General features: G+C 49.3%; 24 protein-coding genes and 1 other annotated feature (1 of these 25 cut by a window edge). Of the genes, 23 read left to right on the top strand and 1 reads right to left on the bottom strand.

The window, feature by feature from the left end; translation table 11 throughout:
• Positions 1–2: 2 nt before the first annotated feature.
• Complete coding sequence (gene coaD, locus EAT1B_RS14420; RefSeq protein ID WP_015881296.1) at positions 3–497, top strand: pantetheine-phosphate adenylyltransferase; 495 nt, start codon at positions 3–5, stop codon at positions 495–497.
• Positions 494–1,486: a SepM family pheromone-processing serine protease gene (locus EAT1B_RS14425; RefSeq protein ID WP_015881297.1), complete on the top strand. Its 993-nt coding sequence runs from the start codon at positions 494–496 to the stop codon at positions 1,484–1,486. Before coaD ends, EAT1B_RS14425 begins: the two co-directional genes overlap by 4 nt.
• Here EAT1B_RS14425 and EAT1B_RS14430 read toward each other — a convergent pair.
• The gene (locus tag EAT1B_RS14430) at positions 1,465–2,595 is read right to left on the bottom strand and encodes a nucleotidyltransferase family protein (RefSeq protein ID WP_015881298.1); all 1,131 of its coding nucleotides are present in this window, start codon (positions 2,593–2,595) and stop codon (positions 1,465–1,467) included. The genes EAT1B_RS14425 and EAT1B_RS14430 overlap by 22 nt on opposite strands.
• A gap of 156 nt (positions 2,596–2,751) precedes the next feature.
• Between EAT1B_RS14430 and EAT1B_RS14435 the strand changes: the two genes are divergently transcribed.
• The 21 genes from EAT1B_RS14435 (at position 2,752) to EAT1B_RS14530 (ending at position 21,820) form a co-directional block, all read left to right on the top strand.
• Positions 2,752–3,279 (top strand): DUF177 domain-containing protein, encoded by a 528-nt coding sequence (locus tag EAT1B_RS14435; RefSeq protein ID WP_015881299.1) that lies wholly within the window; start codon positions 2,752–2,754, stop codon positions 3,277–3,279.
• A 22-nt stretch (positions 3,280–3,301) separates the two neighbouring features.
• Positions 3,302–3,475 carry a 50S ribosomal protein L32 gene (rpmF, locus tag EAT1B_RS15825; protein ID WP_015881300.1) on the top strand — a complete coding sequence of 58 codons (174 nt, stop codon included), beginning with the start codon at positions 3,302–3,304 and terminating at the stop codon, positions 3,473–3,475.
• Between the two features lie 119 nt (positions 3,476–3,594).
• Positions 3,595–4,434: a 2-dehydropantoate 2-reductase gene (locus tag EAT1B_RS14440; protein WP_148209513.1), complete on the top strand. Its 840-nt coding sequence runs from the start codon at positions 3,595–3,597 to the stop codon at positions 4,432–4,434.
• On the top strand, positions 4,428–4,787 hold the full coding sequence (locus EAT1B_RS14445; protein WP_015881302.1) for a DUF3397 domain-containing protein: 360 nt from the start codon (positions 4,428–4,430) through the stop codon (positions 4,785–4,787). Before EAT1B_RS14440 ends, EAT1B_RS14445 begins: the two co-directional genes overlap by 7 nt.
• A gap of 24 nt (positions 4,788–4,811) precedes the next feature.
• On the top strand, positions 4,812–6,368 hold the full coding sequence (gene bshC, locus EAT1B_RS14450; RefSeq protein ID WP_015881303.1) for a bacillithiol biosynthesis cysteine-adding enzyme BshC: 1,557 nt from the start codon (positions 4,812–4,814) through the stop codon (positions 6,366–6,368).
• Positions 6,369–6,526: 158 nt separating this feature from the next.
• Positions 6,527–7,459, top strand: coding sequence for a 16S rRNA (cytosine(1402)-N(4))-methyltransferase RsmH (gene rsmH, locus EAT1B_RS14455; RefSeq protein WP_015881304.1), 933 nt, complete (start codon positions 6,527–6,529; stop codon positions 7,457–7,459).
• 24 nt (positions 7,460–7,483) lie between these two features.
• Positions 7,484–7,846 (top strand): cell division protein FtsL, encoded by a 363-nt coding sequence (gene ftsL, locus EAT1B_RS14460; protein ID WP_015881305.1) that lies wholly within the window; start codon positions 7,484–7,486, stop codon positions 7,844–7,846.
• Entirely contained in the window at positions 7,846–9,993 is a 2,148-nt protein-coding gene (locus EAT1B_RS14465; protein ID WP_015881306.1) for a penicillin-binding protein, read from the top strand. Before ftsL ends, EAT1B_RS14465 begins: the two co-directional genes overlap by 1 nt.
• A gap of 57 nt (positions 9,994–10,050) precedes the next feature.
• The gene (murF, locus tag EAT1B_RS14470; RefSeq protein WP_015881307.1) at positions 10,051–11,355 is read left to right on the top strand and encodes a UDP-N-acetylmuramoyl-tripeptide--D-alanyl-D-alanine ligase; all 1,305 of its coding nucleotides are present in this window, start codon (positions 10,051–10,053) and stop codon (positions 11,353–11,355) included.
• A gap of 21 nt (positions 11,356–11,376) precedes the next feature.
• Positions 11,377–12,336, top strand: a complete 960-nt coding sequence (mraY, locus tag EAT1B_RS14475) for a phospho-N-acetylmuramoyl-pentapeptide-transferase (RefSeq protein WP_015881308.1) — start codon at positions 11,377–11,379, stop codon at positions 12,334–12,336.
• A 13-nt stretch (positions 12,337–12,349) separates the two neighbouring features.
• A complete protein-coding gene (gene murD, locus EAT1B_RS14480) occupies positions 12,350–13,687 on the top strand; it encodes a UDP-N-acetylmuramoyl-L-alanine--D-glutamate ligase (RefSeq protein ID WP_015881309.1) in 1,338 nt (445 codons plus the stop codon).
• Positions 13,684–14,760 (top strand): undecaprenyldiphospho-muramoylpentapeptide beta-N-acetylglucosaminyltransferase, encoded by a 1,077-nt coding sequence (gene murG / locus EAT1B_RS14485; RefSeq protein WP_015881310.1) that lies wholly within the window; start codon positions 13,684–13,686, stop codon positions 14,758–14,760. The genes murD and murG overlap by 4 nt, the downstream gene beginning before the upstream one ends.
• A gap of 14 nt (positions 14,761–14,774) precedes the next feature.
• Positions 14,775–15,545 (top strand): cell division protein FtsQ/DivIB, encoded by a 771-nt coding sequence (locus EAT1B_RS14490; protein WP_015881311.1) that lies wholly within the window; start codon positions 14,775–14,777, stop codon positions 15,543–15,545.
• Between the two features lie 227 nt (positions 15,546–15,772).
• Positions 15,773–17,059 carry a cell division protein FtsA gene (gene ftsA / locus EAT1B_RS14495; protein ID WP_015881312.1) on the top strand — a complete coding sequence of 429 codons (1,287 nt, stop codon included), beginning with the start codon at positions 15,773–15,775 and terminating at the stop codon, positions 17,057–17,059.
• 46 nt (positions 17,060–17,105) lie between these two features.
• Positions 17,106–18,248, top strand: a complete 1,143-nt coding sequence (gene ftsZ, locus EAT1B_RS14500; RefSeq protein WP_015881313.1) for a cell division protein FtsZ — start codon at positions 17,106–17,108, stop codon at positions 18,246–18,248.
• A 51-nt stretch (positions 18,249–18,299) separates the two neighbouring features.
• Positions 18,300–19,061 (top strand): peptidoglycan editing factor PgeF, encoded by a 762-nt coding sequence (pgeF, locus tag EAT1B_RS14505; RefSeq protein WP_015881314.1) that lies wholly within the window; start codon positions 18,300–18,302, stop codon positions 19,059–19,061.
• Positions 19,058–19,711: a YggS family pyridoxal phosphate-dependent enzyme gene (locus EAT1B_RS14510; RefSeq protein ID WP_015881315.1), complete on the top strand. Its 654-nt coding sequence runs from the start codon at positions 19,058–19,060 to the stop codon at positions 19,709–19,711. Before pgeF ends, EAT1B_RS14510 begins: the two co-directional genes overlap by 4 nt.
• A 23-nt stretch (positions 19,712–19,734) precedes the next feature.
• A complete protein-coding gene (locus EAT1B_RS14515) occupies positions 19,735–20,205 on the top strand; it encodes a cell division protein SepF (protein ID WP_015881316.1) in 471 nt (156 codons plus the stop codon).
• A gap of 4 nt (positions 20,206–20,209) precedes the next feature.
• On the top strand, positions 20,210–20,479 hold the full coding sequence (locus tag EAT1B_RS14520) for a YggT family protein (RefSeq protein ID WP_015881317.1): 270 nt from the start codon (positions 20,210–20,212) through the stop codon (positions 20,477–20,479).
• Positions 20,480–20,482: 3 nt separating this feature from the next.
• Complete coding sequence (locus EAT1B_RS14525) at positions 20,483–21,253, top strand: RNA-binding protein (RefSeq protein WP_015881318.1); 771 nt, start codon at positions 20,483–20,485, stop codon at positions 21,251–21,253.
• Between the two features lie 18 nt (positions 21,254–21,271).
• Complete coding sequence (locus EAT1B_RS14530; RefSeq protein ID WP_015881319.1) at positions 21,272–21,820, top strand: DivIVA domain-containing protein; 549 nt, start codon at positions 21,272–21,274, stop codon at positions 21,818–21,820.
• Between the two features lie 3 nt (positions 21,821–21,823).
• Positions 21,824–21,934, top strand: a binding site (T-box leader) (it continues 109 nt past the right edge of the window).

Here is a 21,934-nt window from a genome sequence, read left to right on the forward strand (position 1 = left end):
CGATGAAACGGATTGCGATTTGTCCGGGTAGCTTTGACCCCATCACGAACGGACATCTAGATATTATTGAACGAGCGGCGGCCATTTTTGACGAGGTCATAGTCGCCGTCCTTGAAAATTCAAGCAAGGCCCCATTGTTTGATGTGGAAGAACGACTGGGACTGATTCGAGACGTGACGACACATCTGCCAAACGTGTCGGCCGACGCGTTCGGTGGATTGCTTGTCGAGTATGCCGCAGAGCGGGAAGCGGCGACGATCGTCCGTGGGCTCCGTGCAGTCTCAGATTTCGAATACGAGCTTCAAATCGCATCAATTAACAAAAAGTTGAATGAGAACGTCGAGACGTTGTTCATGATGACGAATAGTCAATATTCGTTCCTCAGCTCGTCGATTGTCAAAGAAGTGGCGAAATATGGGGCGTCGGTCAGTGAGCTCGTACCGGAACAGGTTGAAATTGCCTTACGTAAAAAGTATCAAGTGAGTTCGGGACAATGAAATCGTTAAAGATCGGTCTCGGTTTACTCGTCACAGTTCTTCTCTTCCTGTTCGTCCCACTTCCTTACTACATCTCTTCACCCGGAGCGGCGACCTCAATTGAAGAGTTCCTGACCGTCCAGGGTGGCGAAAAAGAGGATGGGGAACTGATGATGGTGACGATCTCCCAACGCCGTGCGACTCCGTTTTGGTTAGTGGAAAGTTGGGTGACCCCGTTCACGGAAGCGAATTTATCCAGTCGCTATTTATATGATGGAGAGAGTGAGGCAGACTATGAACGTCGCCAACAATTATTGATGGACTCCTCTCAACAAGCGGCGGTTCAATACGCCTATCAGTTAGCAGATCAAGACGTGACGGTCGATTTCGAGGGGATTTATGTATCCGCACCGATTCCCGGGTCCCTTGCGGCCAATACGTTGAAACCGGGTGATGTCATCACGGCCATCGATGGGATGTCCTTTGCCACTCGCGTCGACTTTTTGAATCGCGTTTCGGAATTTGATGCGGGCGATGAAGTGGAGTTGACGATTGAACGAGACGGCGAAGAACGTGTCGTGCAAACGCTCATTCAGCCGATCGATCAAAGTGGGGATCGTGTCGGGATTGGAATCTATGAGCCGCTTCCCGTTCAAGAAATCACAGCTGATCCCGAAGTCGATGTCGCTTTGACGAATGTCGGTGGTCCGTCTGCAGGATTGATGTTCACGTTAGAAATCTATGATCAATTGACGCCAGGTGACTTGGCAAATGGAAAACGGATTGCCGGAACGGGGACGGTCGATGAGGAAGGGAATGTTGGACCTATCGGTGGTGCTTGGCAAAAGATAGTCGCCGCCGATGAGGAGAAAGCGGAAGTCTTCTTTGTGCCGGCCGGTTCGAACTATGAAGAGGCGCTGGAATCACGAGACCGTCTCGACAGTGACATTGAAGTCGTCCCTGTCAAGACGGTCGAGGATGCGATTCGTTATTTAGAAGAGATGAACTGAGGGCGTTGACGGTGCTCGATCAACGCGTCATCTTGAAGTGGGAGTCGATATGCTTCGGTGACACGAGCTTCGAAATCGAGCCGGGCATCGAACTTACTGACGAGTGGCACGTCATCCTTCACATCTCGTAACGCAAGTCTTCCGAGATCGTTGAAGGCGAGCGGTCTCACGTAAGGGACTTCGTCAAAGCGTGTCGGCGCCTCGTCTTTTAACCAGTGAAGCAGTACGGCGACGAACGCCCGCTGAATGGCGGTACGCGTGTAGCGGCGTGTCGACACGGCGGCAAGGGCACGTTCAAATGAAGGTTCGACTCCCGCCTGCTTAAGACGAGGTGCGAGAGAGGCATCAATTCCTACGAGCTCCATCATTGTGTGGAGTGGCAAGGTTCTCAGTTTGAATTGTAAGACGGGCCAATAGTGTTCCCAATGTGTCATCGGTCGTGTCCGAAACATCGCTTCAGTTGATGCCGGGACGGCACGAACTTCACCGATGTCTAAGTAATGAGCCCGAATGCCTGTCGCCGACATGACATCCATTAATGAAGGGTCATGATAATCAGCCCCGAGCCGTTTGACTGTATGTAACTGAATCGATTTTGCTGCTTTGGCGTAATGGTAGCCCAAAATGTTGTTTGGTCGTGTCAAATCAAACGAGGGATAGACGGTGCGAAAAGCTCGACTCGAAGCTTGCGCGGACGAGTGCCCTTCTTGTAGCGCTTTTTTTAGCGCCTCTTTATAACGTGGCGTCTCTTCGACATGTGAACGGGCTGCATGTAGGATTGCATCGATGTCCCCGCTCTCACTCCCGAACGATAGCGTCTGGCAACGGAGCTGTTCAGCAATCGAGACGGAGGCGCTAGCGAAACGGTCGGCGCGTTGGACCCCGTACTGGGTCGGTAGCTCGATGACTAGATCGATCGCACCGCTCTCGACGGCAGCCTTAGCCCGTTTCCACTTGTCGAACGAGGCGGGTTCGCCCCGTTGAGTGAACTGGGCACTCATGATGGCAATCATGACATCCGCTCCGGTTTCGTGACGTGCAGTTTGCGCTTGATAATAGTGCCCGTTGTGAAACGGGTTGTACTCTGCAATAATGGCCGTCTTTTGCATGATTTACTCCTTTGCATTGTCGTATGGATTGGTGTAAGATGAGTAAGTACGCTTTGGCAAAGCGCCGTCGTCAACTGATTTTAGTGTAAAGAAAAAACATTGACAAAACAAGTTGGCCTATCTATAATTCATATTGTTGCAATTGAGGTGATTCGGATGAAATGGTCTATTGCACAGCTACTTAAGCTCCGAAACCAGGGTGACGGTTTTACAATCGATGAGATGGTAGAACTACCAGAGCTGACTCAGCTCCATCCGGATATCCGTTCGATTCGCCCGGTGCATGTGCACGGGGATGCATCGTTCACATCTAATCAAGTTACATTCAATCTGAAGATTCAAGGTGACCTGACGTTGCCAGATGCGCGAACGTTAGAAGATGTCACTTATGAATTCGATATTGAATCGCTCGAGCCTTTCTTTTTGGAGAATGGGCGTTATACGGAGCAATTCGATGACGTGAATTTGCCAGAAGGAAATACGATCAGTCTTGTACCGATTGTAAAAGAGCTCATCATGTTAGACGTCCCGATGCAAGTTTACGGGAACGAAACAGACAAAACTCAGGTTGAAGGAGAAGGCTGGACGCTTACTGACGAACAGCCCGAAGCCCAACCAAAAATTGACCCGCGTTTCGCGGGACTAGCCGACCTGTTTTCGAAAAAAGAGAACGAGGAAGGTTAACTTATCAAGGAGGTGGACAACGATGGCAGTACCATTCCGTAGAACGTCGAAAACTCGCAAACGTCTTCGTCGTACTCACTTCAAACTCAACGTACCTGGTATGAACGAGTGCCCGAACTGTGGCGAAATGAAACTTTCACACCGTGTTTGCAAATCTTGCGGACATTACAACGGTAAAGAAGTAACAAGCAAATAATGCTTGAAGGAGTGACCTGTTCTCAGGTCGCTCCTTTTTTGTTTGTCATTTTTGGGTCATGGCGAAAAGATGTGGTAAACTTTTTGTGCGAAAATAGTTCGAATAGGAGGAGGACCATGATGAACTCCATCAAACGAATTGGTATCATCGGAAACGGAGCGGTCGGATTATTGATGGCATCTTTGCTCGCAAATGATTACGACGTGACGCTCTACGGAAGAAGCGGGTCATCTGATCCACTTGTCATCACACGGACCGGCGTGACGGAAGGGACGGCACGTGTGTCGTTACGTTCCAGTCAGACGCTTCAAGAAACAGACGAGGATCTCTTTTTTGTCACGACGAAAGCCCATCAAGTCGAAGAAGCGACGGCTCGCCTCTCGGGTAAAGTGCCCGTCTTTATTTGTTCGAATGGGATTGCCCATCTGGAATATGCGAAACGTCGAGGGTTTCATTTAGGTGTCGTCGAGCATGGGGTGACGAAGCGTGGTCATGAGGTTGAGCATCGTGGACTCGGACGGATTCGAATTGGAAGCACGTCGGGGCTCCATCCTCTATCATTTCAAGAGAGCCCACTTCACATCGTGTGGGAAGAAGAAATCGAGCAAGTCGTCATTGAAAAATTGTTTGCCAATGCCATCATCAATCCCATCACGGCGTTATGCCGGGTCTCGAACGGCGCGCTCGCCGGCTCACCATATCGTGAAATCGCACAATCGATTTACGATGAGTTGACGCCGTTGTTTGCGCAGCAAGTCTCGTATTCCTACATCGAAACGATTATCGAACGTACCGCACAGAATCGCTCCTCGATGCTGCGCGATCTTGAAGAAGGTCGGCCGACCGAGGTGGATGCAATTCTGAAACCGGTGATTGAAAAAGCCGAACAGATGCAGATTTCTCTCACTGTCATTCCGCTATTACATAAACTGATTCTAGGAGCGAGCGCATCGTGTTAGTGTATATCGTTTCATTTCCACTCATCTTATGGTTTATGGTGTATATGATACTTAGAAAAATTATGCCGAAATCAATCAACTCATTCAAGCTCGCATGCGATGCCGGGGTCATCCTTTGGTTTTATGCATGCAGCATTTTACTTGAGGCCATCGTCGGGACAGATATGTTGCTGTTATTGCTCGCAGCCTGCTGTGCGATTTTCCCGATCAACGCGATTTGGCAGCGGATTCGTTATGAGGAAGTGCTGTTCACGAAGATGTTCGTGCATGGCTGGCGGTTACTCTTCTTGCTACTTGTCCCGACCCACGCCATTTTATTCGCGATCGGTGTAGCCCAAGGCATGATTCGTTGATTGATTGAAAGGAAGTTGTTATACGTGAAGGTAGAAGCATTTGATGCGCTATATGCATCCACATCACCGATGATTCAAATCGATCATGGATATGGTCGCTGGCTCGATTATCGAGGGATGGATGAAATCGAGAAACGTGCCGAGGAGGTCTCAGGGCGCACCTATGAGCATCTGCCGGAGCTCGTCGAAATAATCAAGGGGCAACAAGAACAGTTCGGGGAACTTTCGGAAGAGTTGGAAGCAAACCTGGAGTTACTCGCTCAGCGAAAAGCGTACGTGATGGTGACGGGGCAACAGGTCGGCGTATACGGAGGACCTTTGTTTGCCGTATACAAACTATTAGCGGTCATCAAACGGGCGAAGCAGGCCGAAGCGAAATTAGGGAAACCGGTCCTTCCTGTTTTCTGGATGGCGACGGAAGATCATGACTTTGCTGAAATCAACCATGTCTTCACGACACAGGCGTTTTCGAGGACGTTGAAAAAAGATGCCTTGTCATCGTTACCGCTTGCAGGAAAAGCATCGGTAGGGGACTTAGAGTTCGAACGGGTAAAGCTCGAACTTGTTCAAATGGCGCAACGTCTGCTATTGAATGAAACAGAGACACCGTATACCTCGCATTTGTATCATGAGCTGATTGACCTCATTCAAGCGAGTCGTTCGTTCGCTCACTTTTTCGGTGGCATGATGCGGCGATTCGTCGGGTCTGACTTTTTGTTGTTTGACCCACACGCGAAAGACGTACGGGCTCTCGAACGCCCCATGTTCCGACGTCTCATCGAGCATCATGAAGCGCTTCATGAAGCGCTCGGTCATGCGTATGAAGAAGGGATGCCGTCGGTCGAATTGAACAAGGATGCGGCCCATCTGTTTTATCACGATGGAACGCGAGAGCTGCTCACAAAGGTCGATGGCGTGTTCACGACAAAGAGAGGGCATCGCTTCACTGAAGGCGAACTGCTCACAGAGATAGAGGCGCACCCGGAGCGTTTCTCAAATAACGTGGTCTCCCGTCCGCTCATGCAGGATTTCCTGTTCCCGACTCTTGGATACGTGGCAGGTCCCGGTGAAATTGCCTATTGGCTCCAGCTTCGACCGCTCTTCCACGAGATGGGATGGATGATGCCGCTTCTCTTGCCACGTCTTGGTGCGTTGATCGTGTCAAGAAATGATGAGAAGAAGCTTCGTCAAGAAAGCGTGACATTGGAGGAGTATATGAAGCAACCGCTCCCGGACCATGCATTTGACGATGAAGCGTTTGAAGAAAAGCTATATGCGTACCGAGCGCTTACGGAGGCCGTCAGTCATGAGGCAGGGAAACAAGGAAGACGATTTGAGGCGAAGTCGAGACATGTGCTCGAGCGATTGGCGGATGAGATGCGTGCCGAATCGAAGCGAGAACAATATCGCTTGAATGCGCGACGGATTCATCTATCGACCCGACTGTTTCCGATGGATGCCCCACAAGAGCGCATCCTCTCGATGGTTCCGATGCTAAATCGTCACGGACTAGACGTGTTTCAACGATTGAAACAGGCATATGAACAATCCGATGCGGAGCGATGTTTGTTCTATGTATAATCTTTTTTGGAGAGCTCTTGACATTTGTCAGGAGCTTTTTTTCGTTGTTACCTTTTTGTTTCCTCTTTTCACTAAAAACCTGTACGGACCTTGACATTTTTATGATAAAGTAAGTGTAATAAAACAGTTGAAATATGTAGGTTGAGAGGGTTTTTTGAATGTTTGAGCATGAAACGGTTTTAAAAATGGAGTCCATTGAGGGATTGAACATCAAACCAGATGGGGTATATGTCGATTGTACGTTAGGTGGAGCGGGTCATAGTGAAGAAATCGCAAAGCGTCTAACGACGGGTCAACTATATGCGTTCGACCAAGATGACGTCGCGCTCGCACATGCGAAAGAGCGATTGGCTCCTTATGAAGGCCGTGTGACGTTTATAAAGAGTAATTTCGTTCACTTGAAGGAAGAACTCGCCCAACGTGGTGTGACAAAAGTGGACGGTGTACTATTCGACCTAGGCGTCTCTTCGCCACAGCTAGATGAAGCGGAGCGCGGGTTCAGTTACAACTATGACGCACCGCTCGATATGAGGATGGACCGGTCTCGGGACTTTTCAGCCTATCATGTTGTGAATGAATGGTCGTTTGGAGAACTTGCTCGTATTTTCTTTACATACGGGGAGGAAAAGTTTTCAAAGCAAATCGCACGAAAGATTGAGCAAGCCCGTGCCGATAAACCGATTGAGACGACATTCGAGCTTGTCGACTTGATTAAAGAAGCGATTCCTGCACCAGCTAGACGAAAAGGTGGACACCCGGCGAAGCGGACGTTCCAAGCGATTCGAATCGCCGTCAATGACGAGTTGAACGTATTCGACCGCGCTGTTCAAGATGCGATTGATTTACTCGCAGTGAACGGACGCATCTGTGTCATCACGTTCCATTCGTTAGAAGACCGCATTTGTAAACAAGTGTTCAAAGAGCGTAGCCAGCATCCACCGTTACCACCGGGGTTGCCGGTCATTCCGAAAGAATTTGAACCGGAACTCAAACTCATCACCCGTAAGCCGATCGTGGCGAGTGAGGGAGAACTTGAAGATAACCGTCGTTCACGCTCCGCTAAGCTGAGAGTGGCCGAAAAACAAAAATAACCGAGAGTGTAGGAGGGATACCTGATGCCAGAAGCTGCCCGTAAGGCGTTGCAGCCTCAAGTAACACCGAATCGAAATCCGATTCCGCAAGAACGACCAATACCTGCTCCAAAACGACGCACGTTGACCTTGTTTGAATCGATCCTGTATCCAGTGATGATTGGTTCAGTGGTCATGTTCGGTGGCATCACGGTGTCGAAGCACAATGAAGCGTATAATATTATGCGTGATACAGCAGCCGTCAATCAGCAGGTCGACGGGGTCGCAAAAGAAAACGAAGAACTAAAGTATGAAATCGCCCAATTAAGCTCGCCCGAAAGAATTTATGCGATTGCCGAGAAGCTCGGAATGAAATTCAATGAAAAGAATGTCAAGGTGATTGATTGATGAATTCTTTAAAACAGAGTAAAAAAAGAGTGGCGTGGGTAGCGATTGTCTGCTTCACCCCGCTCTTTTTATTTTTTGTCGGATGGTTCCTTTATTTATCCGTCACCCATACGTACAAAGGGGAAAACATGCTCGCATTCGCGGAAGAGCAGCGCTGGAAGGCGGTCAGTACGCTAGAGGCGGAACGGGGCGAGGTGTATGATCGCTTCGGTCAACCGATTGCCATCAACATTCCGTCATACCGGCTCGTCGCCGTCTTGAAACTCGGCGGTGAACGGGTCGATGGGAAGACACTCATGCCCGATGAATTCGCCGAAGCGGCGAAGCAATTGTCGACCGTGCTTCCTATGACAGAAGCTGATTTATTGAAACGGCTTGAACAAAATGCCGACCTTGGGCAGATCGAGTTCGGTGTTCCCGGGCGTGATTTGACCGTAGAACAAAAAGAAGAGATTGAAGCATTCAATCTTAACGGCATCACGTTCGTCGAGGAACCGAAGCGCTATTATCCGAACAAAGTATTTGCATCCTCGGTGATCGGGTATGCGCAGAAGATTGACCAGAACGGTCGCATCGAACTCGTCGGCGAACTCGGGATTGAAAAGTCTCTGAACGATATTTTAAGTGAATCGTACGGTCTGTATCGATTTGAGAAAGATTTGGCGGGTCGTGAACTCGTATCGAGTGACGAGCAGTTGAAGATTGAACCGGAAGACGGGGCGGATGTCCAATTGACCATCGACCACCGAATCCAGCAGTTGCTCGAAACGAAGATGAATGAGTTGTATGAAGAGTATGAGCCGAAACATGCGACGGCCATCATCATGGACCCGAAAACAGGAGAGATCATTGCACTGTCGGATCGACCATCGTTTGACCCGAACACACGCGAGATTTCTTCATACAGTAACTTTTCTGTCTCGTCTCGATTTGAACCTGGGTCGACGATGAAGATCTTTACGCTTGCAGCAGCCATCAACGAGGGCGTGTATAACCCGAATGAGTTGTATGAATCCGGTTCGTACAAATATGGTAAGACGGTCTTCAATGATTACAACATTACGGGATGGGGTACCATTCCTATGGTAGAAGGCGTCTGGCATTCGTCGAACGTCGCATTCTCGATTTTAGCGAACGAACGACTTGGTCTCAGTCGATATGAAGATTACTTCAAAGCGTTCAAGTTTGATCAGCGGACAGGGATCGATTTGCCTGGAGAGGTCAATAGTCAATTCGATTTCGAAAGTCCGATGAACGTCTTGATCACGGCATGGGGACAATCGACAGCGGTCACACCGATGCAAATCTTGCAAGCGACATCGGCCATCGCGACAGATGGAACGATGAAGCAACCGCACGTCATCAAAAAAATCGTCAATAGCGAGACCGGCGAAACGATTCGGACGACCAATCCGAAAGAAGTCGGTCAACCGATCACGGCGGAAACGGCGAAAAAGACGCGTGAAGCGCTCGACGGTGTCGTCAATAGCGACGTGGGAACCGGGCAACTGTATGCGTTAGACAACTATCGCGTCGTCGGAAAGACCGGTACCGCCCAAATCGCCGAGAACGGAAAATATTTGAGCGGACAGTATATTCATTCGTTCGTCGGGATGGCTCCAGAAGACGATCCGGAACTTGTCATGTATATCGCAGTGGACAGACCGAACAGTGACTCGTCTACGACCGGTCCACGAATCATGGCGCCACTTTTCAAAGACGTGATGGATGTCGCGTTACGTTACCGGAGTGTCGAGCCTGAAAAACAAGAAAAAGCGGTCGAAGCCTCGACGAAGACAACGTCTTCTTATATCGGTCAAAACCGTGAAGAGGCAGTGAACGCATCGACGGAGAATTCCTTCAATCCGATCGTGTTAGGTGATGGAAACGAAGTGATCGCGCAGAGTCCTGTGAAAGGACAATCGTATGTCGTCGGTGAACGATTGTTGCTAAAAACGAGCGAGTCGTTTACGATGCCTACATTAAAAGGTTGGTCGTTACGTGACGTCAAACGTTTAGCGACCCTTTATCAATTAAATTTAGAAATCGACGGTACCGGATTTGTCACATCGCAATCGATTAGCAAAGGGAAACCGGTCAAAACAGGTGCCTCCTTGAAAGTGAAGTTGGAGACACCGTCGAATTAACGCACGAGATGAAGAGGGCTGCGGCTCTCTTTTCCTATGTAAGAGGAGGAAGTTTGTATGGAACAACTGACAGTTCAAAAATTAGCATCATGGTTTGGGATGGATCTACATGACGAGCGTCTCGTCGAACGGGTCGCCACAGATTCGAGAGATGCAAACGAGGCGGGCCTCTTCGTCCCAATCGTCGGGGCGCGAGTCGACGGCCATGACTACATCGAGGCGGCCGTTGAAAAAGGTGCGATTGTCACGTTCTGGGAAGAGGGTCGCCCTCAACCAGACAATCTGGTTGTCATCCCTGTGAAATCAACGGTCGAGGCATTGCAAACAGCAGCGGCCCGATATTTAGAAGAGATCAATCCGCTCGTCGTCGCCATTACGGGCTCGAATGGGAAGACGTCGACAAAAGACATGGTCGCTGTCGTGCTCGAGGAGAAGTTCAAGACGCATAAGACAGCCGGAAATTTCAACTCGGACGTCGGCTTACCACTTACCGTTCTCAGAATGCCGCGGGATACGGAAGTAGCCGTCCTCGAGATGGGAATGAACGGATTCGGTCAAATCGAGACGCTGTCAAAACTTGCTAAGCCGGATGTGGCGTTTGTGACGAATATCGGGGAGTCTCACGGTGAACAAGTCGGCGGGCGGACAGGTATCGCCAAGGCGAAACTTGAGATCAAGGCCGGTCTCAAAGCGGACGGTCGCTTGATCGTCGATGCGGATGAGCCACTTCTTTCTGGTCAAGGCTATCGCGTCGGATACGATGAGACGGCGGATGGGAAAATTGAAGTGATCGAAACGACGTTTGACGCATCGATCTTTAAATATAACGGTGACTTGTATGAACTGAAGGTGCTCGGTGCCCATCAGATTCGAAACGCAGCCTATGCGATTGCGTGTGGACTTGCGTTCGGTCTCGATCATGCGATGATTCAACGTGGCTTAGACCGAATCAAGTTGACGTCGATGCGAATGGAAAAACAGATGTTCGGGGAAGCACACCTCATTAACGATGCCTACAACGCGAGTCCGACGTCGATGATTGCAGCGATTGAGACGATCAAGTCGCTTGAAGGGTTCTCGAAGCGTGTGCTCGTCCTTGGAGATATGTACGAGTTAGGTGCCGACGAACAAATGCAACACGAACAAGTCGGTGGCGCCGTGACGTCTCCCGTGACCGATTGTATTCTCGTCGGCGACAAAGCAAAATGGATTGCCGATGGAATTCAAGATTCACGAGTGAACGTTAAAATGGTCCCGACGGTTGAGGAAGCGAAGGCGCTCCTTCATCATTATCAACGACCGGATACTGTGGTATTGTTAAAGGCATCTCGAGGACTGGCGCTTGAGCGTCTTGTTCAATAAATAGAGTAGTGAGGTAGCAACATGTTAATTAGTTTAATCGTATTAATCAGTTCATTATTAAGTGTCTTGATCGTGATGCCGCGAGCCATCCCGGCATTGCGTCAATTAAAGTTCGGACAAGAGATTCGTGACGAAGGTCCAGGTTGGCACCAGAAGAAGTCGGGCACACCGACGATGGGCGGAATCGTCATCCTGCTCGCCATTCTCGTCGGATTCATCGTATCCGTCATCTTCGGCGAAGCGGTCGCAGGATTCGGTACCCTTCTATTCGTTACGATGGCATTCGGTGTCATCGGTTTCTTGGATGACTACATCAAAGTCGTCAATAAACGAAACCTCGGATTGACGTCCCTTCAGAAGTTGATCGGTCAAATCGTGGTATCGGTATTGTTTGCATGGTTCTTGTCACTCGGAGGAGACCTCGATACATCAATCTCGATCCCGTTCACGTCGATTTCGTTCGATACTGGATGGTTCTATATCGCCATCGTCATCTTCTGGCTCGTCGGGTTCTCGAACGCTGTCAACTTGACGGATGGATTAGACGGACTCGTCTCGTTCTCGGCCATCCCGACGTTCACGTTCTTCGGGATTTACGCCCTTACACAAGATGAGCTTGGGATTGCTTGGTTCGCGTTTGCGGTCGTCGGTGCCTTGATCGGGTTCCTAGTCTTCAATAAGTATCCGGCTAAAATCTTCATGGGGGACACCGGTTCGCTCGCACTAGGCGGAGCCGTCGCTGGACTCGCTTTGATGTTGAAGCTCGAATTGCTTCTCGTCTTCGTCGGCATCATCTTCGTCATTGAGACGTTGAGCGTCATCTTGCAAGTCATCTCGTTTAAAACGACAGGGAAACGACTCTTCAAGATGAGTCCGATCCATCACCATTTCGAAATGGTCGGGTGGTCAGAGTGGCGCATCGTGCTCACGTTCGGTGGTATCAGTTTAATTACGGCAGGTTTATCATTACTACTCATGTAAAAGGGTGAGACAGATGGAAAAGCAATGGCACGGTAAAAAAGTTCTTGTCCTCGGTGCTGCGAAGAGCGGTATTGCGGCGGCGACATATCTGCATCATGCGGGAGCAGATGTGACGATCAATACGGGGAATATCCCTCCGGAAGACGAACAGGAAAAAATTCAGGCGCTCGGGATTCAATCGGTGTTTAACGAGCATCCCCTCGCTCTGTTGAATGAGACAGAGGTGATTGTCAAAAACCCAGGAATCCCGTATCAGATTCCATTGCTTCAGGAAGCGATGTCTCGTCATATCCCGATCTATACTGAAGTGGAACTTGCTTATTTAGCAACAGAGGCGGAATTTGTTGCCATCACTGGCTCAAATGGGAAAACGACAACCACGACACTCGTCTATGAATTGCTCAAAGGTGGGGAGCGTCCGGTGCATCTTGCGGGAAACATCGGATTCCCTGCGATTGAAGTGGCGTCTCAGGCGAAGGCGGGCGATTTGATTGTGATTGAATTGTCGAGTTTTCAATTGATGGGGATTGAGTCGTTTCATCCTCGCTCGGCGGCACTACTCAATCTATCAGAAGCTCATTTGGACTATCATGGGGATTTTGATGCGTATGCGGATGCAAAAGGAAACTTGTTCCGTCGAATGACGAATGCAGATCAAATCGTCGTGAAAGTGACAGATCCGGAAGTGATGAAACGTGTCCCGGGAGAGATTGAACCGACTACGTTCAGCTTTGACCGGGGTGACGCTTCTGTCGTCGATGGATGGGTCACGGTTCGTGGTGAAAAAATCATGCCGGTAAATGAGTTGGCATTAGGCGGGGCGCACAACGTGGAAAATGTATTGGCTGCACTACTCTTAGTGGAACCATTCGCTATTCCACGTACGCATATCGAACGTGTATTACGAAACTTCGGTGGCGTCGCGCATCGGACCGAGAGTCTCGGTGATGTGCTCGGACGTGCCGTCTACAATGATTCGAAAGCGACGAACAACGTGGCAGCGGAAGCGGCGTTACGTGGGTTTGACGCCCCAATCGTCTGGCTCTGTGGTGGTCTCGAGCGTGGTGCGGACTTATCTTCGCTCGCCCCAGCTCTCTCAAACGTAAAAGCTGTCGTCGCGTATGGTGAGACGAAAGAGCGTTTTAAAGAGCTCGGCGAGTCCCGACAGATTCCATCTTTCACCGTCGAGACGTTGGCAGATGCCGTTCCGCTCGCGTTTGAGCAATCCGAGACGGGAGACGTCATCTTACTCTCACCCGCTTGTGCTAGCTGGGATCAATTTAAAACGTTTGAAGAACGAGGCGAGCAGTTCGTTCAACTCGTCCGTTCATATGAGGAGGCGAACCGATGAAAATCATGATTTCTGGTGGTGGTACCGGTGGTCATATTTATCCAGCACTCGCATTGATTGAAACGCTAAAAAAACGTCACCCGGATTTACAGGTACAATATATCGGGACGGAGAATGGGTTAGAAGCCGATCTCGTACCGCGAGCCGGTGTCCCGTTCAAGTCGATTCAAATCGCAGGTCTGAAGCGTTCCCTTTCACTCGAGAACGTGAAGACAGCCTACTGGTTTTTGAAAGCCGTTCGGGCATTGAAAAAAGACATGGCGGCGTTTAAGCCGGACGTCGTGATTGGGACGGGTGGTTTCGTATCCGGCCCCGTCGTCTATACGGCACAACAGCTTGGGATCCCCACGATTCTGCATGAACAAAACAGTATCCCAGGATTAACTAACAAATTCTTATCGAAGAAAGCCGATCGGGTTGCCCTCTCGTTCAAAGGCTCAGATGTCCATTTCCCGGGTGCGAACGTTCGCTTGATTGGAAACCCGCGTGGTAGCGAAGTCTTGCAAACGGAAGTCGATGAAGCGTCCGTCCGCGAACAGTATCGTTTAGATGACCGTCCGATCGTCTTGGTGTATGGTGGGAGCCGCGGAGCCGAGGCCATCAACCGAGCGGTCGTGGAAGCGATCCCGTCGCTCTCAGAATTGCCAATCAACGTCCTTTACGTCACGGGGAAAGTGCATTTCGATGCGGTGTCGAAACAGGCGCCATCTTCTGACAATGTACACATCCATCCATACGTGTACGATATGCCATCTTTACTCGCCTGTACGTCACTCGTCATCTCACGAGCTGGCGCTTCGACGATTTCAGAATTGACCGCCCTTGGTTTACCGAGCATTTTGGTACCTAGTCCGTACGTGACAGCTGACCATCAAACGAAAAATGCTTCGGCCCTCGTCGAGAACGGGGCGGCCCTCCTTGTGAAAGAAGAGGCGTTGACGGGTGTTACGCTCGTAGAAGCGATTCGTCAAGCACTCGAACAGCGTGATGAGATGGCGAACGCATCGCGTGCACTCGGTTTCCCGGACGCGTCAGATGCATTGGCCGACCTGGTAGAAGAAGTCATTCAATAAAGGAGTAGAACCCGATGGAACCAAGCCAACAAACGGTACGTAGTCTCGAAGACCGTATTCCATACATGAAAAAACAACGGCGTAAAAAAGCGAACCGTCGGATGTTCTCTGTACTCTCACTGTTTGGAATTCTCATCCTACTCGTGGTCTACATGCAGACTTCGATGTCGAACGTGAAAGAAGTGAAGGTATCGGGTCTTTACTGGTTAGAAGAAACGTACGTGTTTCAGGACATGAAGCTCGATTCATCGACGAAGTTTGTCAGTCTGTCCCCAAACAAGATGAGTGAACAGATGGAAAAGTTGCCTGGTGTCAAACGGGTAGAAATCGATCGTTCTTGGTATAACAAGGTTCAAATCACCGTGACAGAAGAGAAAATGATCGCTTATGCGAAAGCGGAAAAAGGAGATGTCGTCGTGTTAGCCGACGGTTCACTCCATCCGACCGGAGCCATCACCGATCCACAAAAGCTAAAGGACGGACCACTCTTACGAGAGTTCAACACGGAAGAAGAACTCGAAAAGATCGCAAGTGAACTCGAGCGGGTCGATGATGCGACGCGGGCTCGTATGTCAGAAGTGATCTTATCAAAACGAAAAGATGAGCCGACGCGATACGAGATTTTTATGAACGATGGCAACACGTTACTCACACCGACATTGAAGTTAAGCGAGACCGTATCAAAGTATGGAGAAATTTATGAAAACATCCCGAAAGGTGAGCGTGGGACCGTCGTCATGGATGGTGGATTTTACTTTGTTCCATACAAGAAAACGAATGAATAATCAGTTATATTACAGTCCTTAGACAGATAAGGGCTGTTTTTTTGTCGTTTGTAAACGAATTGATAACGCGAAACCGCTTAAATTGTAGGATTCTACCTTTTCTCACTATCTTATTTGTTGTAAACTTAGACGTGAGATATCTTGTCGAAACCAACAATTTTTTTGGATATCTGTATATGTGTCAGGCAATTGGAACAGGAAAATTATAGAGCGGAGGTGTTTCCCTTTTGGAAGCGAATGGTTATGTGGCCGCATTAGATATTGGAACGTCAGAGATTAAGCTCGTCGTCGGTGAATTGCTCGGCGGAACGCTTAATATTTTGGCAGAAGGGTGTGCACCGTCTGCGGGTGTAAAACGTGGCGCTGTCGTAGACATCGATAAAACAGTCCAAGCGATCAAACAGGCCGTTGAGCACGCTGAGACATCGCTAGGAGATCAAATTCGATCTGTATACGTTGCCATCGAAGGGGAACATATCCAAATTGCCCCATGTCATGGAATTGCATCCGTGAAGCGGGAAGATCAAGAAATTACCGACGCAGACGTGATGGAAGTCATCAACTCGGCACAAGTGATGCGATTACCGGACGAGATGAGTGTCATCGATGTGATCCCATCTTCATTCACGGTTGATCAGCAAACCGGCGTTGTCGATCCACGGGGCATGTTAGGCTATCGACTTGAGATGCACGGGAAAATGGTGACCGGGTCGAAGACCATTTTACATAGTATTCGTCGTTCGATTGAACGGGCGGGATTACAACTCGAAGGTTTTATTCTAGGAAACCTTGCCCTCGGTATGAGCGCAGCTTCTGTAGATGAAATCGATTTAGGAATCGGGCTTGTCGATGTCGGACATGAAAAGACGACGGTCTCCGTATTTTATCGGGGAGATCTCGTCTACTCGTATATCCTCCCGGTCGGTGGAGATCATATGACGAGAGACTTGGTCTATAAACTCAATTGTAAATATCAAGACGCCAAAGTGGCGAAAGAAGAATATGGTCTCGCTCTTGAAGAAATGGCTGATGAGACAGAAGGTTTCTCCTACACGAACATCAATGGGGAAGTGGCGTTCGAACCACAGTCAGAAATTAGCTACGTTTTAGAAGCGAGAATAGAGGAAATGTTTACCCTTATGTTGAATAAGGTTCAAAAAGTAGGTGTTCCGATGCTGAATGGCGGATACTTACTTTGCGGTGGGGCAGCTGCTCTACCTGGTATTCAGGAGTTGGCGACTCGTATTATGGGCCAAAAGACGAGATTGTATCAACCATCGTCGATTGGTGTCAGACATCCAAAATACGCGACAGCCGTCGGCGTGTTGAAATATGTCTTGATGAGTGATCACCACGTTTCGAAATCTCAGCTTGAAAAACCGGAAGTTCGCCAGGAAACACTTCACAAGAAGCCGGAAGCGACCGATATTCATGAAGGAGAGAACGAATACGAGAGCGATCAAGAGTCGAAAAAAGGGTTTAGTCGTTTGATGGAAAAATTATTTGGCGTTTAAGCTGACGATGTAATACAACTTGGAAAATACGTAGGGGGATACCTGAATGATGTACTTTGATGAGGCGATTGACGCCGTAGCGAAAATTAAAGTAATTGGAGTCGGTGGCGGCGGGTCAAACGCCGTTAACCGCATGATTGAACATGGGGTACAAGGAGTCGAGTTCATCGCAGTCAACACGGATGCACAAGCGTTGAACATGTCGAAAGCCGACGTGAAGCTTCAGCTTGGTGCAAAATTGACACGTGGTCTCGGTGCAGGTGCGAACCCGGATATCGGTAAAAAAGCGGCTGAAGAAAGCCGCGAACAGTTGATTGAAGCACTTGACGGTGCGGACATGGTGTTCGTCACGGCTGGGATGGGTGGCGGAACCGGAACAGGTGCCGCTCCAGTCATCGCCGAGATTTCAAAAGAAATCGGCGCACTCACGGTCGGTGTCGTGACGAAACCGTTCATGTTCGAAGGACGGAAGCGTATGCAACACGCACAGCACGGCATTCAAGCGTTCAAAGAAAAAGTAGATACCCTCATTGTGATTCCGAACGATAAGCTCCTTGAAATCGTAGAACGCAACACACCGATGATCGAAGCGTTCCGTGAAGCGGATAACGTCCTCCGTCAAGGTGTACAGGGGATCACGGACTTGATTGCCATCCCGGGTCTCATTAACCTTGACTTCGCGGATGTGAAAACGATCATGACGGAGAAAGGGTCTGCCCTCATGGGTGTCGGTGTCGCGACAGGTGAAAACCGTGCCGTTGAAGCAGCGAAGAAAGCCATTTCGTCACCACTTCTCGAATCTTCAATCGAAGGTGCGAAAGGTGTCTTGATGAACATCACGGGTGGACTTAGCCTTAGCTTGTTCGAAGTGACAGAGGCGGCTCAAATCGTTCAAAGTGCGGCCGATGAAGAAGTGAACTTGATCTTCGGTTCGGTCATCAACGAAAACTTGAACGATGAGATCATCGTCACCGTGATTGCAACTGAATTCGCTGAAGAAGCACAAGGGACGAACCCGTTCCTTCAGCAGCCGAAAAAACAGCCTGAGGTTGAGAACAAGGAACCCCAACCAAAAGCAAATGAAGCGGCTCAACAAGACGAAGGGAACTTCCATCGCCCAGTGTATGGAGGAGACGTCCCAGACGAGACGATCAACATCCCTGCGTTTGTGAGACAACGCCGTAACTAAACAACTAGGGGTGCCGGTACTCGGCATCCCTTTTTCTAAAAGGAGAGACCGATGCAACTGCTACATACTTGGGAAACCGAAACAACCCGTTATCATGCTTACGTGACGACACGAACAGATGGACACAATGCGGGAAACGTCGGACTGCACGTGGGCGATGAAATCGACCGCGTCGTCGAAAATCGGCAACAGTTCTTTCAACAAGCCGGGCTCGCGTTAGAGGACTCCGTGTGGGCGGATCAAGTGCATGGCACAGCGGTCCAGGTCGTTGATTCGTCGGACAAAGGTAAGGGTGCGTTCCGATATGAAGAGGCGATCCCGAAAACAGACGGTCTTCTCACAACCGAAGACGCGCTACCGTTAGCCCTCGTCTTTGCTGACTGTGTGCCTCTCTTCTTCTGTGCGAAAGATCATGGGGTCATCGGCATCGCTCATGCCGGGTGGAAGGGGACGGTCGGAAACATCGTCAAGACGATGATGCAGACGTTTGCTGAGAAGGGAATCGAGGCGCCCGATGTGGACATGCTCGTCGGTCCGTCCATCTCAGGAGATGACTACGAGGTCGATGGTCGTGTCCTGCAGGCCGTCCGGGATGTTTCGCCGATTGCCTATGAACGGGCGGTGCGAAACGAGTCGGGAGACCACGCCCTCTTGTCCCTTCAAACCGTCAATGAAGTATTGGCAAAAGAACATGACACTGCGGTCATGCAATCGAATTTAACGACTGGCGCGGACAGCCCGTTTTTCTCCTATCGAGACGGAGAGACGAAACGTCGATTTGCGGCAGTCATCGTCAAGGAGCGGAAATCGTGAGTATTTCAGATAATGTAAAACAAGTTCAATCAATCATTTCATCACACGTTCAAGAAGTTGAGCCGACACTCATCGCCGTCACGAAATCCGTAGGCGTAGATGTGGCTAACGCTCTTTACGCAGAAGGAATTCGTGATTTCGGAGAAAACCGTCCGGATGCACTGCTCGAGAAAGTTGAAGGGATGCCGAAGGATGCCAGATTTCATTTTATCGGTACGTTACAGACGCGAAAAGTGAGACAAATCATTGATTACGTCGCGGCCATCCACTCTCTTGACCGGTTGTCTCTCGCAGCAGAGATTGACAAGCGCGCGAACGGGACAATCGATTGTTTCGTTCAAGTGAACACGTCAGGAGAAGATTCAAAACATGGTCTCGAAATAGAGGAAGTCGTGCCCTTCATCGAGAACTGTAAACAGTATCCTCATATTCGAATCATCGGGCTGATGACGATGGCACCGTTCACTGAAGAAGAGTCCGTTCTTCGTGAAACGTTCCGCCGTCTCCGTCATCTACGTGATGAAGTGAAGGCAAATGCGTATGACCACGCACCATGCACGGAGCTGTCGATGGGGATGTCAAACGATTATCCAATCGCGATTGAAGAAGGCGCATCGTTTGTTCGTATTGGTACCGTACTTGTGCAATAATATATCTTAAGGAGGAATCCGTTATGTCAATCAAAAACAAAATGAAAGATTTCTTTGGACTCGAAGAAGATCCGAACAGCACATATGAGGAAGAAGAGTATGCTGTCGCAAATGCAGCAGCTCCTTCTACAACCGAAACATCGGTCGTCAGACAGGATGATCGTCCAAAATCAGCGAACAATCTCGTGGCGTTAAATACGAAAAAGAAAGACCGTTCGAAAGTCGTATTGGCTGAGCCACGTGTGTTCGCTGAAGCGCAAGACATTAGCGATCATTTGAAAGAAAACCGTGCTGTCATCGTCAACCTTCAGCGCATGTCAAAAGAACAATCGCGTCAAGTCGTCAACTTCCTCTCAGGTGTCGTATACGCTCTCGAGGGATCGATGACTTCGATTGGACATAACACGATTCTGTGTACTCCGAACAACGTCGAATTGACTGGTTCAATCTCAAACTTGATCTCGGAGGATGAACTTCACAGTAAAGGGTGGTAACTGAATGGAAAACGTAATCCCTGCCTTAGGCAACACGTTGAGCGATCTACTTGGCATCTATAGTTGGGTCCTCATCGGCTATATCTTATTATCATGGTTCCCGAACGCACGCGAATCTAAATTTGGTCAAATCTTATCGTTTTTGTGTGAACCGTTCTTGGCACCGTTTCGCCGAATCATCCCGCCGATTGGTGGCATGCTCGATATCTCCCCAATCGTCGCGTTGTTCGTGCTTCGCATGGCACAAGCCGGAATCGCTGCGATCTTTGGGTGACGTATGAGCGTCTATGACCATTATCGACCAAGTGAACGCGCGTTCGTGGAACAAGTGCTCGACTGGGTACAACAAGTGGAGAATAGTTATGTGTTGAAATTGACGGATTTTCTAGATCCACGTGAACAACAAATCGTCAAACAGCTCGTCGGGAAACAACTTGTCATTCACGATGATGGCGGATTTGAAGGCGCGGAACGACGTCGATTGATTTTGGCGCCGGATTACTATGAACTCAATCCAGATGATTTCGAGATTGAGGTCCGTCGAATCGAGTATCCGACAAAATTCGTGGACTTGACGCATCGACAAGTGACAGGGACATTGCTGAACGCTGGACTGAAGCGCCAAAAGTTCGGTGACGTCGTTCTTGACGAGGAAATCGTACAATTTGCGACAACACGAGAAGCGGTCGGGTTCATCGAAATGAACCTCGAGCGTGTCGGAAAAGCAAAAGTCCGTATTTCCTCTGTGGCGAAAGAAGAGATTCTCGTCGTTCCAAAAACGGAGTGGGTAGAAGGCTTTGGCATCGTGTCCTCGTTACGATTTGATACGGTTGCAAGCGAGGTGCTCAACATCTCTCGGCAAAAAGCGCAGGCGCTCGTCAAACACGGCGACTGTAAAGTGAATCATAAAGTCATTGAAGACGCGAGCTTCATTCTTGAGCCGGATGATCTTTTATCCGTTCGTGGATATGGTCGTATCAAATTGATGGAGATTCTCGGATCGACCAAACGTGAAAAAATTAAAATCCAGTATGGCACCATACGTTGAATTTAGGAGGAAAGTCGAATGGCGTTGACACCGATTGATATTCATAATAAAGAATTCTCTTCCCGTTTTCGTGGGTACGACATCGATGAGGTCAATGAATTTTTAGATCAAATCATTAAAGAGTTTGAACTATTGATTCGTGAGAATCGACGGTATGAAGAACTTGTCAACGATATGCAAGCCCGCATTGACTACTTCTCCTCGATGGAAGATACGTTGAACAAGTCGATTATCGTCGCGCAAGAAGCAGCGGAAGAAGTGAAGAACAATGCTCAAAAAGAAGCGAGTCTCATCTTGAAACAAGCGGAACGTGAAGCGTACGCTCGTGAAGAAGAAGCGGCACGCAAAGAGCAACTTGCTGAACGGGAAGTCGTTCAGATGCTCAAGAAAGTCGAGTTGTATCGGACACGCTTCCGCGTCCTCGTCGATGCGCAAATGGAACTTCTCAACAGTACGGAATGGGAAACGATTGTCGGGGAACCGCCAGTGCAGACGGTTCTTGACGATAGAACAGAACTTGCGTATAATGACGACGAAGTCACACGTAATGAAGAACAACATGGATAAATGATCAACACGTTGAGTAGGACGCGTCGATCGAGTCATACCTACGAAGCGACTTAGGGACGGTGAGAGCCTAAGAGAAAGACTCGAATCGGTATCCCCTATGAGTCGTCACGC

This window comes from Exiguobacterium sp. AT1b, assembly GCF_000023045.1.
In the GTDB taxonomy this organism is placed as follows: domain Bacteria; phylum Bacillota; class Bacilli; order Exiguobacteriales; family Exiguobacteriaceae; genus Exiguobacterium.